The 13969-nt window shown below is 65.7% G+C and carries 13 protein-coding genes; 5 read left to right on the top strand and 8 right to left on the bottom strand.

Annotated features, from left to right (window positions below; translation table 11 throughout):
• The first annotated feature begins 11 nt into the window (after positions 1–11).
• Positions 12–938, top strand: coding sequence for an alpha/beta fold hydrolase (locus EJK91_RS16050; RefSeq protein WP_241178717.1), 927 nt, complete (start codon positions 12–14; stop codon positions 936–938).
• Here the strand turns inward: EJK91_RS16050 and EJK91_RS16045 are convergent.
• On the bottom strand, positions 935–1891 hold the full coding sequence (locus tag EJK91_RS16045) for a dipeptidase (protein ID WP_125079431.1): 957 nt from the start codon (positions 1889–1891) through the stop codon (positions 935–937). The two genes, EJK91_RS16050 and EJK91_RS16045, sit on opposite strands and share 4 nt — an antisense overlap.
• A 54-nt stretch (positions 1892–1945) precedes the next feature.
• Here EJK91_RS16045 and EJK91_RS16040 point away from each other — a divergent pair, with 54 nt between their 5' ends.
• A complete protein-coding gene (locus tag EJK91_RS16040) occupies positions 1946–2557 on the top strand; it encodes a GNAT family N-acetyltransferase (RefSeq protein ID WP_024440307.1) in 612 nt (203 codons plus the stop codon).
• A gap of 3 nt (positions 2558–2560) precedes the next feature.
• Here EJK91_RS16040 and EJK91_RS16035 read toward each other — a convergent pair whose 3' ends face one another.
• From EJK91_RS16035 to EJK91_RS16015, 5 genes are all read right to left on the bottom strand, one after another.
• On the bottom strand, positions 2561–3679 hold the full coding sequence (locus EJK91_RS16035; RefSeq protein ID WP_125079430.1) for a nitronate monooxygenase: 1119 nt from the start codon (positions 3677–3679) through the stop codon (positions 2561–2563).
• A 176-nt stretch (positions 3680–3855) separates the two neighbouring features.
• Entirely contained in the window at positions 3856–5289 is a 1434-nt protein-coding gene (locus EJK91_RS16030; RefSeq protein ID WP_024440305.1) for an alkaline phosphatase family protein, read from the bottom strand.
• A gap of 164 nt (positions 5290–5453) precedes the next feature.
• Complete coding sequence (locus tag EJK91_RS16025) at positions 5454–6917, bottom strand: alkaline phosphatase family protein (protein WP_024440304.1); 1464 nt, start codon at positions 6915–6917, stop codon at positions 5454–5456.
• 52 nt (positions 6918–6969) lie between these two features.
• Positions 6970–8391 (bottom strand): alkaline phosphatase family protein, encoded by a 1422-nt coding sequence (locus EJK91_RS16020; RefSeq protein WP_125079429.1) that lies wholly within the window; start codon positions 8389–8391, stop codon positions 6970–6972.
• 241 nt (positions 8392–8632) lie between these two features.
• Positions 8633–9358 (bottom strand): TetR family transcriptional regulator, encoded by a 726-nt coding sequence (locus EJK91_RS16015; RefSeq protein WP_024440302.1) that lies wholly within the window; start codon positions 9356–9358, stop codon positions 8633–8635.
• A 69-nt stretch (positions 9359–9427) separates the two neighbouring features.
• Between EJK91_RS16015 and EJK91_RS16010 the strand changes: the two genes are divergently transcribed.
• A complete protein-coding gene (locus EJK91_RS16010; RefSeq protein ID WP_024440301.1) occupies positions 9428–10492 on the top strand; it encodes a ferredoxin reductase in 1065 nt (354 codons plus the stop codon).
• 19 nt (positions 10493–10511) lie between these two features.
• The gene (locus tag EJK91_RS16005; protein WP_024440300.1) at positions 10512–11630 is read left to right on the top strand and encodes a fatty acid desaturase family protein; all 1119 of its coding nucleotides are present in this window, start codon (positions 10512–10514) and stop codon (positions 11628–11630) included.
• A gap of 8 nt (positions 11631–11638) precedes the next feature.
• On the opposite strand, the gene EJK91_RS16000 is transcribed toward EJK91_RS16005, so the two are convergent.
• Complete coding sequence (locus tag EJK91_RS16000) at positions 11639–11851, bottom strand: TOBE domain-containing protein (protein ID WP_024440299.1); 213 nt, start codon at positions 11849–11851, stop codon at positions 11639–11641.
• Between the two features lie 44 nt (positions 11852–11895).
• The gene (locus tag EJK91_RS15995) at positions 11896–12504 is read right to left on the bottom strand and encodes a TetR/AcrR family transcriptional regulator (protein ID WP_024440298.1); all 609 of its coding nucleotides are present in this window, start codon (positions 12502–12504) and stop codon (positions 11896–11898) included.
• A gap of 110 nt (positions 12505–12614) precedes the next feature.
• On the opposite strand from EJK91_RS15995, the gene EJK91_RS15990 reads away from it, so the two are divergent.
• A complete protein-coding gene (locus tag EJK91_RS15990) occupies positions 12615–13964 on the top strand; it encodes a cytochrome P450 (RefSeq protein WP_125079428.1) in 1350 nt (449 codons plus the stop codon).
• Positions 13965–13969 lie beyond the last annotated feature (5 nt).

Genomic DNA, 13969 nt, shown 5'->3' with positions numbered 1-13969 from the left:
AGCGTCATCGGGTGGGTAAACGCCTTGCCGCTTTGGTCATCACGCTCGTCCTTGTCGCAGTGCTGGTCAACGCCATGGTCACCGACCGCATCGCGCGGGCTGCCGAGCCGTTCGCGCAGGGGCGGGTGCTGGAGCTGCCCGGACCGGATCTCAACGTCCGCGAGTACGGCCCGGGTGGGGACCGCGCCATCGTGCTGCTGCACGGCTATTCGGCGTCGATCCAGTGGTGGGAGGCGGTGGCGCCCGCGCTGGCAAACACATCGCGGGTGGTCGCGATCGATCTGGTCGGCCATGGCGGGTCAGAGGCCCCGAGCGACGCCGCCCCCTACAGCGCCGAAGGCCAGGCGACCGCCGTGCGCCAGGCGCTCGATGCCCTGGGGGTGCGGCACGCCGTGCTGGTCGGGCATTCGATGGGTGGGACGGTGGCCACTGCGCTGGCCGAGAGCGCACCGGAGCTGGTGGACCGGGTGATCGTCTCCGACACGCCCGCGGCGCTGGGGATGACCGCGATGCCCGCGCTGGGCAACGCGGTGTGCTGGCCGGTGCTCGGAGCCGCGGTCGATAAGTTGCGCAGCGTCGATGCCGTCGACAAGAGCTCGCTGCAGACCGGCTTCGCCGCCGACTTCCCGGTTCCCGCGTTGGCCTACCGTTCGTTGAAACGGATGACCCACAACGCATTGTGTGACGCCAAGACCGCGGGTCGTATCAACGAACAGCGAGCGGTGGCCGACCGGCTGGCGGGTCTGGGCAAGCCGGTGCTGGTGGTCTGGGGTGACAGTGATGTGCTGACTCCGACCGTCCAGAACATCGACCGCTATCGTCAGGCCGGACTGCAACCGGTCGTCATCGCCGGATCAGGCCACAGCCCCCTAGTCGAGAAACCCAGTGAATTCGTCAGCACGATAAACGAATTCGCCCGCGGGGCCAAGAAAACCTAGGTCCGCCAGGTCTCGCGTGCTACCCGGTGGAAGTTTCCGCCGAGCACGGCATCGATGTCGCCGACTGTCCAGCCGCGGTCCAACAGGTGCCCGCGCAGCCCCAGCCAGGTCTCCGGCGGCATCCACTGGATCGGACCCCAGCGGGTGTAGCTCTCGTCGAACAGCTGCGGGTTGGCCAGCAGCTCGGCATTGAAATCGGCGTGGTCGAAGGAGTAGTCGGTGCTCACACCAACGTGCTCGATGCCCACCAGCTCGACCGCGTACTCCAGATGGTGCGCTACCGCGTCGAGCGTTGGAGTGTTGGGGCCCAAGAAGATTCCCACCGCGGTGATGCCGACGACGCCACCGGTGGCCGCGCACGCCCTGGCCTGATCGTCGGTGATGTTGCGGGGGTGATCCCACAGTGAGCGCATACACGAATGGCTGTAGACGACCGGGCAGGTCGAAACCGCGCACATATCCAGGCCGGTGCGGGCGCTGCAGTGCGAGCCGTCGGGGACCATGCCCACGGCGTTCATCTCGGCGACGATCGCGCGGCCCCACGCGGTCAGACCGGAGTCCACGGCGTCCAGACAGCCGCTGCCGGCGCGGTTGGCGTGGTTGTAGGTGGGCAACAGGGTGCGGACGCCGTGCTCGGCCAACACGGCCAGGTTGGTCAGATCGTCGTCGAGCGGGTTGGAATCCTCCAGGTCGAACACCACCGCGATGCCGCCGGCAGCGGTGATCGCGTCGACGTCGCTGACGGTGGCCGCCACCGTGAGATTCGGGTGGGTGTCGATGGCGCGGCGAAAGTGCCGCAGCAGGGCCAAGGTGTCGGCCAAGCGCTGCGGGGCGTAGCCCGCGTTCACCGACAGCAGCACGCCGACGGAGTGCTGGTAGCGGGTCAGCGGGGCCACCTCGGCGTTGTCCTGCAACGGCAGGCAGGTGTGCTGGTCCCACAGCAGCGTGCTCATAGCCGCTGATCTTGCTCTGCGCACCGCCCGAATGCGACGCATTAATCTAGCTCCATGGCAATCGACTCGCGGCCCGCGTTGAAATCGGACATCCCCTCGCTGGCGCAGGCGTTGGGGCGCGCGTTCTACGACGACCCGGTCTCCATGTGGCTGCTTCCCGACGACGAAGCCCGCACCGACCAGTTGACGACCTTCTTCGGCACCTCCACGCGGGTTCATCATCTGGCGGGCGGCGGCGTCGAGGTGGCCGACGACGGCGCAGTCGTCGGGGCGGCTGCGCTGTGGGACCCGCCGAATCGCTGGAAGCAGTCGATCTGGTCGCAGCTGCGCATGGTGCCGTCGTTGTTCCGGTCCTTGGGCTTCCGACTCACGCAAGGCCGCGCGCTGACCGACCTGTTGGATGCCAACCACCCCGAGGAACCGCACTGGTACCTGGCGGTGATCGGCAGTGACCCGTCCGTGCGGGGCCGCGGCTTCGGACAGGCCGTCATGCAGCCGCGGCTGGATCGCTGCGATGCCGAACTCTGCCCGGCCTACCTGGAGTCCAGCAAGCACGAAAACGTGCCGTACTACGAGCGTTTCGGCTTCCGGGTGATCGGCGAGATCAATGTCCCCAACGGCGGGCCGACGCTGTGGAAGATGTGGCGGGAGCCGCAGACTCCGTAGCGGTCAGTCGCTGACCGAGCCGCCGAGTCGTTCGGCGGCGGCGATGTAGTCCTCGACGAACTCGAACACCACGTCGCGCGCGGGCTTCACCTTGTTCATCAGCCCGACACCCTGGCCGACGAAGTAGGTGGACAGGGCTTGTGCCCCAGCGTGTCCGGTAGCGGCCAACTTGTCGATGCGACGCAGTGTGGGTTCGGCGATCATCGACTGCAGTGGAAGTGGCAGGGTTGGGTGGCCCTTGTCGTTGGGCCGCCACGCGTCAGTCCAATCGGAGATCAGTTGGCGCGCGGGCTTGCCGGTACGTCCGGTGGAGCGAATGGTGTCGCGCGAGGTGGCCGCGAGCATCTTCTGCACGGTGTGCGGGGCGGTTTCGGCCTCCTCAGTGGTGAGCCATACCGAGCCTGTCCACGCGCCGGCGGCACCCAAGGCGACGCAGGCCGCCATCTGCCGACCGGTGACGATCCCACCGGCGGCAAGCACGGGCACCGCGTTGTCGATGGCCTCGATGACTTCGGGAACCACGACCAGCGTGGATACTTCGCCGCAGTGGCCGCCCGCCTCGGTGCCCTGAGCGACGATCAGATCCACGCCCTGCGCGACCTGCTTGAGGGCGTGCTCTTTGGCGCCGACGAGCGCGGCGACCGGGATCCCGTTGTCCTTGCCGGACTTGATCATGTAGTCCGGTGGCACGCCCAGGGCGTTGGCCATCATGCGGATGGGGTGGGCGACAGCGACTTCGAGCAGTTGTTCGCCGTTGCTACCGGCGAGCATGGCGGATCCCAACCGGGGCTTCTCATCGGGCTCGATGTCATGCTGGGCCAGCAGGTCGGCGATGAACGCCTTGAACTCATCGGGGATCCGGTCGGACAGTTGGCGGCCGGACAGGTTCTCGCCCTTGCCTTCGAATTTGGCGGGCACGATGATGTCGATGCCGTAGGGCTTTCCCTTGACCTGCTCGTCGATCCAGGTCAGTTCCTGATCCAACTGCTCAGGGGTGTAGGCGGCGCCGCCGAGCACACCGAAGCCGCCGGCGTTGGTCACCGCGGCAACCACGTCGCGGCAGTGGCTGAAGGCGAAAAGCGGGAAGTCGATGCCGTACTGCTCGCAGATGGGTGTCTTCACGGCGTCGCCGCTCCTTCGGTCAGTGGGGATCGAGAAGGGTGCCTGGCCCCGCGGGGTGAGGCAGTTGCAGCGACGTTATCGCAGCACAGGCGAAGCGGCGCATCTGGTATGGCTCTCGACCGAAACACCGATGCCGCAAGGTCATTGACCATGCGGCATCGGTGCGCGAAGGGTTATCAGCCCACCAGCGCGTCGAGCAGTCCCGACAGGCCGGAGTCGCTGAGGTCGGGAGCCGACAAGCTGTGGTCGGCCAACAAGGACTCGATGATGGTGGCCTCGGAGCCTCCCGGGGGCGGCAACGGCGCGTCGGTCGGCTGAATGACTCCCGCGCCGGTCAGGTAGGCAACGCCGCGGGCCATCAGTTGCAGCGCATCCACTGACAGACCACCGAAGAAGTCGTTGACCTGCTGGGCGGCTTGGGCCAGTCCGCTGATCAGGAAGATGTCCTGGTCGACGATTCCCTGCAGGAACTTGTCGATGTCGGCGACCACACCGTTGAGCAGGTACGGGATGGTGGCGACGACGGTACGGAGGCCCAGGGCGAGGTCGTTGCCGATGTTCGGGTAGCCATACATCGCGATTGCGTCGGTAAGCGACTGCTTGAGGTCGACCGGCGAGACGATGCTGTTGACGATGCTGGGGTCGGTGAACATCGGGGAGCCGTCGAAGTCCGACCGCAGCGGGACGCCGAAGAGCTGCAGGATGGTCGGGGTGATGTCGGCGATCGAGTAGTTCAGGTTCTGGCTGCCGTCGGTGGCGTTGTCGCCGGCCTGGTCGAAGATGACGAACTGGGTGGTCTCATTCGGCGACTGGAAGCCATGGCCGAAGCCCAGCGACATCTGGTGGCCGTGGTCGGTGGTGATGATGATCGACCAGTCATCGCCGGTCTCGCCCCTGGCGTAGGCGACCGCATCCAAGATCTGCTGGATGTTGGCGCCGACGTTGATGACGGCCTGGGCGTACTCGGCCGACCCGCCGCCGTAGGAGTGTCCGGCCTCGTCCGCCTGCACCTGGTAGGAGAAGATGAAGTTGTCGATGTTCGGGTTGGTCGTGGTCGCCAGGATCTGGGCGATGGTCTGCGACGTAACCTCTGCGTCGGTGTCGGCCCAGCTGTTCTGGAACGGGACGAACAAGTTGTTGTCGGCCCCATAGCCGCCCGCGGCGGCCATGTCGTTGATGTAGTCCCAGTCGGCGATCACCGTGGTCTCGATGTCCGGGTTGTGGTACTCGAGCAGGTTGAACACCGTCGGCCACTTGTCATACGGTTCGGGCTCGAACACGTTGTTGATCACACCGTGCTTGTCGTCCCACACCCCGGTGAGGACCGTCGACCACGACGGACCGGAGATCGTGGTGTGGTTGACCTCGGTCGCGGCACCGGTGATGCCCTGGTCCATCGCGGTCTTGAAGCCGCTGTCCTCGTTGTAGGCGTACTCCAGGATCTTGGAGAGGTTGGTGCCGTCAGTGCCGATCAGCAGCACATGCTGGGCGGCAAGCAGCCAGTCGGCTGTCGTTGCGGACAGCCCCGCCGGCGTCCCGACGACGGAGCCTGTGCCGGCGACCAGGCCGGCGACGGCCACACCACTGAGGAACTTTTTGAGTGTTGTCACGGTCGGACTCCCCCGTCGAGTTGTGCGAGCCAATTGGGCGCAAGACTAACAGTTACCCAAGCGAAAACTCAGCTTTCTGCCCGAAATTACTCATTTGCGCAGGGTGTTACTGAGGAGGCCAGTGGGTTATCTCACCCGACGGGGCGGGTGTCAGACGAGTTGTATCAGTTCAGCAGGGCGTCCACGTCCAGCAGCAGGGGAAGCTCGGAGCCGTCCAGGTCGGGGGCGCTGAACGCAGGGTCGGCCAGCAAGGTTTCCAGCGATCCGGTGAACTCGGCGGCGCCGGGAAGGGGCAGCGGGGCGTCGTTCGGCGCAATGACACCTGCTCCGGTCAGGTATGCGACAGCGCGGCCTAACTCGTTGGCCACGTCGATCACCAGCCCGCCGACGGTGTTGAACACCCACTGGGCGCCCTGGGCCAGCCCGCTGATCAGGAAGATGTCCTGGTCGATGATTGACTGCAGGAAGTTGTTGACCGGGGGGAAGGCCCAGTCCCGGAGGAAGTAGCCGGCACCGCCGGCCAGCGCACGAAGGCCCAGCATGAGGTGGGTGCCGATGTCGGGATAGCCGTAGGTGTCGATTGCGGCCTGCAGCGCCGCCCTCAGGTCATCGGGGAAGACGGTGCTGTTCAGCAATTCCGGGTCGAGCTGCATGGGGGTGCCGTCGAAGTCCGACCGCATGGGGATGCCGAAGGCCTGCAGAATCGTGGGCACGATGTCGACGGTCTGGTAGGCCAAGTTCTGGGCACCGGCCTGGTCCTCGTTCCCGGCCAGCGAGAACATGATGAAACTGGTGGTCTCGTTGGGTGACTGGAGTCCGTGCCCGAGGCTGAAGCCGGGCAGCTCCGGATTCGCCTGGTGGCCGTGGTCGGTGGTCAGGATGATGGTCCACTTGTCGCCGGTGGCCGCCTCCGCCTGAGCGACTGCCTCCAGGATCAGTTTGAGGTTGGCGCCGACGTTGATGACGGCCTGCGTGTACTCGTCCGACTCGGCGCCGTAGGAGTGTCCGGCATGGTCGACCTGGGACTGGTAGGCGAACATGAAGTTCGAGATGTCCGGATTGGTGGTGGTCGCGAGAATCCGGGAGATGGTCTCGTCGGCTGTCAGCGCGTCCATCTCGGCCGACGTGGAGCCCCCGGAAATGCCGATGATGTTGTCAGCGGGGTAGTTGCCCGTGGAAGCCATCTCGGTGAACAGGCCCCGGCCGGAGATGACCGTGGTCTCGATTTCCGGCTTGTTGTACTCGATCAGGTTGAACACCGACGGCCAGGTTGTGTACGGCTCCGGACGGTAGATGTTGCTGACGATCCCATGCTTGTCGTCCCACACCCCGGTGAGGATGGTCGACCATGACGGCGTGGACAGCGTCTGGTGGCCGGTCAGGCTGGTGATGGCGGTAATGCCCCGGTCCGCCAGCATCTTGAAGCCGCTGTCGTCGTTGAAGGCGTACTCCAGGATCTTGTCGATTCGGGTTCCGTCGGTGCCGAGCAGCAGCACATTCTCGGCGGCCAGCAGCCATTCGGCGGTCACCGAGGACAGACCCGGCGGTGTCCCTGCTGTCGCGGCTCCCGTTCCAGCAACCAGGCTGGCCACGGCCGTAGCGCACAGAAACTGCTTGACCTTCGTCACGATCGGGTCTCCTCGTTGGAGTGGTTGGTGTTGCTGCCGTCGCTTCGGCGGATCAGCCCAGCAGAGCCTCGACATCGAGCAGCTGCGACAGGTCGGCGGCCACCAGGGACAGATCGGAGAACTCGGCGCTGCCCGGCGCCGGCAGCGGCGCGTCTTCGGGCGCGATCACACCCGCCCCCAACAGGTGCGCGGCTCCCATTGCCAGCGTGTTGGTCACGGTCACCGTCAGACCGCCGAAGAAATCGTTGATCTGCTGGGCGACCTCGGCCAGCCCACTGATCAAGAAGATGTCCTGGTCGACGATCCCCTGCAGGAAACCGTCGATCTGGTGCATGAACTTGTCGATGAAGTACGGCACGGACCCGATCACAGTCCGGATGGCCAGCTCGATATCGTTGCCGATGTTCGGGTAGCCGAACATCGCGATCGCGGCGGTGAGTGCTTGTTCGAGATCGACAGGCGTGACGTTGCTGTTCAGGACGGTCGGGTCGTCCACCAGCGAGACGCCGTCGAAGTCCGAGCGCAAGGGGATGCCGAACAGCGACAGGATCGTCGGCGTGATGTCGGCTGTCGAGAAGTTCAGGTTCTGGCTGCCGTCGGAGGCGTTGTCGCCCGCTTGGTCGAAGATCACGAACGACGAGGTCTCGTTGGGCGACTGGAAGCCGTGGCCGATGCTGAGACCGGGCAGGGTCACGGTCTGCTGGTGGCCGTGGTCGGTGGTGACGATGATCGACCAGTCGTCGCCGGTGATCGCCTGCACCTGAGCGATCGCGGCCAGGATCTGTTGGAGATTGGCCCCGAGATTGATGATGGCCTGCATGTACTCCTCCGACCCGCCGGCGAACTCGTGTCCGGCGTGGTCGGCCTGGCTCTGGTAGGAGAACAGGAAGTTCGAGATGTCATCCGGGTTGTCCGCGGTGCCGAGGATCTGGGCGACAGTGAGCGCGGTGACCGCAGCGTCGCTGTCGGCCGGGCTGTCCCCGGCGGGCACGAAGACGTTGTTGTCGACCGAATATCCGCCGGCGTCGGCCAACTTGTTGAGGTACTCCCAATTGCTGATGATCGTGGTCTCGATCTCCGGCTTGTTGTACTCGATCAGGTTGAACACCGACGGCCACGCGTTGTAGGGCTCGGCCCGGAACACGTTATTGAAGACCCCGTGCTTGTCGTCCCACACGCCGGTGAGGATCGTCGACCACGAAGGCCCGGAGAGGGTGGTGTGGTTCACTAGACTGGTGGCGCCGGTGATGCCCTGGTCCATGGCGGTCTTGAACCCGCTGTCGTCGTTGTAGGCGTACTCCAGGACCTTGGAGAGGTTGACGCCGTCGAGGCCGATCAGCAGCACGTGCTCGGCGGTGAGCATCCAGTCGGCAGTCACCGTCGACAGGCCCACCTGGGCCCCTACCGCTGCTCCTGTTCCCGCAACCAGACTGGCGACGGCCGTAGTGCACAGAAACTGCTTCACCTTTGTCACGATCGATTTCCCTCGCCGAAGTTACGCGGACCACTGGGCGGCAAGCCTAGCAGCCGGTCCCCAGGAAAAATTCAGCTTCATGCCGAATTTCCCTCATTTGCCCAGAAAGTTACTGAGGAATCTGCGGTAGCCGTACAGGTGCGGCGCCGCGGACATGGCTCCGCCCCACCGGCCGGTGCTGCCTGAAGCCGGTGATGCCGGCCGGCTTCCCAGGGGTGTTCCGTGCGGCGGGGCGCCCCGCTCAGGGCTTGCTGCGCCAGCCGCCCGCGGCAACCGCGATCATCCGGAGTTGTTTGACGGCAACGGCTTTGATCTCGGCCAGGCTCTCGGCATCCGGGGCGTCTTCGATGGCCTCCGCGGTGACGATCATCGCGTTGACGAACAGTCCCGCCAGGACGTTGAGATCCTCGGAGCTCCAGGCATTGAACCCGGGGAAACGCGCCAGATCCGTGGCCAGCTCGGAGGTGATCAACCGGATCTCGGTGCGGATCGCGTAGCGCAGCACGGTCATCCCGCTGAAGCGTTCCCGGTTGATAAACCGCCAGTACTCGTGACGGGAGGCCACGCTGTTGACCAGGACCTCCACCGAGGACTCGATGACCCGGCTGGGGTCCACCCCGCCGGTGCGGGCGTCGCGCAGTGTCTCGCGCAGTGCTCGAAACGATTCGTCGATGAGCACCAGGCCCAGGGCATCCATCGACTCGAAATGCCGGTAGAAGGCGGCCGGCACGATGTGGGCGGCGCGCGTCACCTCGCGCAGGCTCAGGGCGCTGAAGCTGCGTTCGTCCAGCAGGGTGAGCGCCGCGTTGATGATCGCGCGCCGGGTGGCTTCCTTGCGTTCCTCGCGGGAAACGCGCTCCGGCAGTTCGGGGCGGGGCGCCCGTTCGGGGCGGGAGACACGGGGAGGCCGTTCGGGCCGTGGTGGCCGCGTGCGCCCAGACCGTGAATTCGGAGTACGACTGTTCACTGTTGTGAAGCGTAACACAACCGGCGAACAGCCCTTGACTGTTCGTAAACAAGTGTTCACTGTGTACATATGTTCACTCAAACTTTGACGCGGCGGGTCCTGGGCTCCAGCCTGGTCGATCTGCTCACCGGCCCGCACGGGGTCGACCGCTACACCGAGCTGGTGTCACCGACGTGGACCCGCAACGACGCCCGCGCCCGGGTCGTCGAAGTCCGGCGTTCCACCCCGCGCAGCGTGACCCTGATCCTCGAACCCAACGACGCGTTCGGCTGCTTCCCCCGCTTCCGAGCAGGCCAACACGTCAACCTGTCGGTCGACATCGACGGGCGTCGGCGCACCCGGTGCTACTCGCCGGCGAACGCCGAGGGGCAACGGCTCCTCGAGCTCACCATCGGCCGCCACGAAGGGGGCCTGGTCTCCGAGCATCTGTACCGCAACGCGCGGCCCGGCATGGTCGTCGGACTGGAGAACGTCGGCGGAGACTTCGTGCTCCCGGCGATCCGCCCCCGGCGCATTCTGCTGATCTCCGGTGGCAGTGGCATCACCCCGGTGATGTCGATGCTGCGCACGCTGGCCGCCGAGCAATATGCGGGCCGCGTGACCTTCATCCACTACGCCCGCAGCCGTGAAGAGGCCTGCTACCACGATGAACTTGCCGCCATGCCGCGAGTGCGGGTCCTGCACGGCTACACCCGCACTCCCGAAGACGGCGACCTGCAGGGCTACTTCAGCGCCGAGCATCTTCAGGCCGCCATGCCGAACCCCGAAGCGGTGTACGTGTGCGGGCCGCCGGCGCTGGTGACGGCCGTGCGCGAGCAGTGCCCCGACGCGATCTCAGAGAGCTTCGTACCCCCGGTCTTCACGGTTCCGGCCGACCCCTCCGGCGGGCAGGTCAGCTTCCTCGGCAGCACCGTGTCGGTGGTCGACGACGGCCGAACCCTGCTGGAGCAGGCCGAAGCGGCCGGACTGCAACCGGCCAGCGGATGCCGCATGGGTATCTGCCACAGCTGCACGTGCCGCAAAACCGGTGGCGCGGTGCGAAACCTGATCACCGGCGCGATCTCCACCGCCGAAAGCGAAGACATTCAGATCTGCGTGTCGGTTCCCGTCGGTGACGTCGAAATCGACCTGTAGAAAACGAAAGGAGCCAATCATGACTCAGTCAGTCCTCGAGCAGCCGCAGACCGAGCAGCCACAGGCGCTCGAACAGCCGCAGGTTCTCCAACGATCGGATCTGCCGGCAAATCTCGATGCCTTCGGCGCCGAGCTCGACGCGCTGCGTCAGCGCGTCCTCGACGACCTCGGCGAGCGCGACGCCGACTACATTCACCGGATCATCAAGGCGCAGCGCACCTTGGAGGTCGGCGGACGCGCGTGTCTGTTCTTCAGCATCATCCCGCCGGCCTGGCTGGCCGGCACCGTGATGCTGGGATTGTCGAAGATCCTCGACAACATGGAGATCGGCCACAACGTCATGCACGGCCAGTACGACTGGATGGGCGAACCGGCGTTGTACGGCAGGGACTTCGAGTGGGACAACGCCTGCCCGGCAGACCAGTGGCGGCACTCCCACAACTACATGCACCACACCCACACCAACATCGTCGGGATGGACCGCGATGTGGGCTACGGCATCCTGCGGATGAGCGACAAGCAGCCCTGGGAGCCCTACTTCTTAGGTAACCCGCTCTACGCCTTCCTGCTGATGGTCCTGTTCCAATATGGCGTGGCGGTGCACGAACTGGAGGCCGAGCGCATCCGGGCCGGCGAGATCGGATTCGTCGACAAGAAGGAGATGCTGCTGGAGACCTGGCAGAAGGTACGCCGCCAGACCCTCAAGGACTACGTCGCCTTCCCGCTGCTGGCCGGGCCGTTCGCGCCACTGGTGTTCGCCGGCAACTTGACCGCCAACCTGATGCGCAACGTGTGGTCCTACATGATCATCTTCTGCGGGCATTTCCCTGACGGCACACAAGAGTTCACCGTTGAAGAGACCGAGAACGAGTCCCGCGGGATGTGGTACTACCGTCAGATCCTCGGCTCGGCGAACCTGACCGGCGGCAAGTGGTTCCACATCTTCAGCGGCAACCTGTCATTCCAGGTGGAGCACCACCTGTTTCCCGACCTGCCGGCGCACCGCTACGCCGAAATAGCGCCGCAGGTGCGGGAGATCTGCGAGCGCTACGGAGTGCCCTACAACACCGGCCCGCTGCTCAAGCAGTTCGGCAGCGTGGTCCGCAAGATCTGCAAGCTGGCGCTGCCCTGGAACTAAAAAGCGGCTCAGTCCACCCCGATGGTGACTTCAGTCGACTTGATGAACACCGTCGCGGGCTGGCCGACCTTGAGGTCGAGATCGAGGGCGGCCTCGCGGGTGACCGACGAGGTGATCACCTGCTCACCGCCGTCGAGCCGGATCTTGACCACGGCCATGACGGCGCCGACATCGAGATCGGTGATGGTTCCGGTGAGTTGATTGCGCGTTGAGAGCTGCATGGTGGTCCTCTCCGATTCTCGGTGACCGATGGATCAACCGTAGATCAGGCTCGGGGTCCCAGCAGGGCAATCGACGCGTCGATGGCCGGCTCGGTGATGATGCCGATGTCGGCGCCGTCCTCGACGGCCAGCGCGGTCAGCTCCCGCAGGCCGCCCAGCAGAATCACCGCCAGCGCCGGACTCAGCGCCGGCAGATTCGCGCGGCGAAATCCCGGACTGCCGCTGAGTTCGATCAGCAGGTTCGACATCAGCTCTAGCCCGCGGCGCTGCGCCGGCCGGGCCACCTCGCCGAGGGAAGGCATGTCGCGGATCCAGCTCAGCGTGATCGCCGGCCGGGACCGGATCTGGGTGACGTAGGCCTGTACCGCCTGGCGGATCTGGACCTGCCAATCGGCCTCGGGATCCACCTCGGTCCTGATACGTAGCGCCAGTTCCTCGTTGTCCACCCGCAGCAGTTCCAGGAGGCACTCCTCCTTGCTGGCGAAGTGGTCATAGAAGGTGCGTTTGGAGGTACGGGCCGCGCGCACAATCTCGGCGACAGTGCTGGCCCGGTACCCGCGCTCGGCGATCGAATCGGCCAGCCCGTCGAGCAGTCGGCGCCGGTAGGGGTCGGCAGTGTTGGCCGCCCGGGTATCGACCGCAGCCACCGTCATCGCCGTACCTCCCCTACGCCTAGGTCTTGCCACTCGTTGGTACTAAAGAGTACCGTGTCCCGCATGCATTGGTACGCTTTGGTACCAGGTATCACGTCGGGAGGCGTCGCATGACCCACACGGTTGCCAGCACGGCCGCGGACGCCGCTGCGGCACAGGTTCACCCGGCCATCAACCTGCCGCCCGGCCCGCGCGCGTCCAAGCTGACCGCGGGAGTGCTGTTCATTCTGTCCCGGCGCCGGGCGCTGCAACGCCTGACCCGTCGATACGGTGCCGCCTTCACCATTGACGTTCCGCTGTTTGGGCCGACGGTTTTCGTGACCGACCCGGAATTGGCCCGGCAGGTGCTGCTGACCAGCCCGGACGACCTGGGCAACATCCAGCCGAACCTGTCGCGGATCCTCGGCAGGGGGTCGGTGTTCGCCCTCGACGGCGCGGCGCATCGGCGCCGGCGCAACTTGCTGAGCCCGCCGTTCCACGGCAAGAGCGTGCGCGCCTACGAGCAGATCATCGTCGAGGAGACCCTGCGCGAGATCGCCGGCTGGCCCACCGGAAAGCCCTTCGAGACCTTCGGTCCGATGAACAGGATCACGCTCAATGTCATCCTGCGGACCATCTTCGGCGCCGAAGGCGCCGAACTGGATCAGTTGCGGGCGATCCTGCCCAAGTGGGTGACGCTGGGCTCTCGGCTGGCGGCCTTGCCGATCCCGATTCGCCAGTACGGCCGGTTCACCCCGTGGGGCCAGCTGGAGGCATGGCGTGCCCACTACGACGTCATCCTGGACAAGCTGATCGCCGATGTGCGAGCCGACCCCGATTTCGAGAACCGGTCCGACGTGCTGACCCTGCTGCTGCGTAGCAACCACGAAGACGGTACGACCATGACCCGCCAGGAGCTCGGCGACGAGCTGCTGACCCTGCTGGCCGCCGGACATGAGACCACGGCATCGACCATGGCCTGGGTCTTCGAGCGGCTGAGCCGCTACCCCCAACTGCTCGACGAACTGACCGCCGAGGCGGACGCAGGCGGGAACAGGTTGCGGCGCGCCACGATTCGCGAAGTGCAGCGGGTTCGCACCGTGATCGACTTCTCCGGACGGCATGTTTACGCGCCCAGCATCCAGATCGGCGAGTGGGTGATCCCGCGCGGCTACTCGGTGATCGTCGCGATCAACCAGCTCCACCAGAACTCCGGCGCGTTCGATGACCCGGAGGCGTTCGACCCCAAGCGCTACCTCGACGGCAGCCCGTCGGCGTTCGAGTGGATGCCCTATGGCGGCGGCACCCGGCGTTGCCCGGGCTCGACGTTCGCCAACCTGGAGATGGACGTGGTGTTGCGGACGGTATTGGAGCGCTTGGCCATCGAGCCCACCACCGCGCCCGGCGAGAAGTTCCACTCCCGCGGCGTGGCCTTCACGCCCAAGAAGGGCGGTCGGATCACGGTACGCCGCCGGGACTGATCCCG

Origin of the sequence: Mycobacterium sp. P7213 (genome assembly GCF_900604305.1) — a bacterium.
Lineage (GTDB): Bacteria > Actinomycetota > Actinomycetes > Mycobacteriales > Mycobacteriaceae > Mycobacterium.
The sequence above is the reverse complement of the archived record's forward strand: the minus strand, read 5'-3'. Positions and strand labels throughout refer to the sequence as shown.

Excerpts from the sequence above, each read along its gene's own strand:
- EJK91_RS16045 (WP_125079431.1), bottom strand. The coding sequence starts at position 1,891 with ATGAGCACGCTGCTGTGGGACCAGCACACCTGCCTGCCGTTGCAGGAC.
- EJK91_RS16040 (WP_024440307.1), top strand. The coding sequence starts at position 1,946 with ATGGCAATCGACTCGCGGCCCGCGTTGAAATCGGACATCCCCTCGCTG.
- EJK91_RS16010 (WP_024440301.1), top strand. The coding sequence starts at position 9,428 with ATGTTCACTCAAACTTTGACGCGGCGGGTCCTGGGCTCCAGCCTGGTC.
- EJK91_RS16005 (WP_024440300.1), top strand. The coding sequence starts at position 10,512 with ATGACTCAGTCAGTCCTCGAGCAGCCGCAGACCGAGCAGCCACAGGCG.
- EJK91_RS16000 (WP_024440299.1), bottom strand. The coding sequence starts at position 11,851 with ATGCAGCTCTCAACGCGCAATCAACTCACCGGAACCATCACCGATCTC.
- EJK91_RS15995 (WP_024440298.1), bottom strand. The coding sequence starts at position 12,504 with ATGACGGTGGCTGCGGTCGATACCCGGGCGGCCAACACTGCCGACCCC.
- EJK91_RS15990 (WP_125079428.1), top strand. The coding sequence starts at position 12,615 with ATGACCCACACGGTTGCCAGCACGGCCGCGGACGCCGCTGCGGCACAG.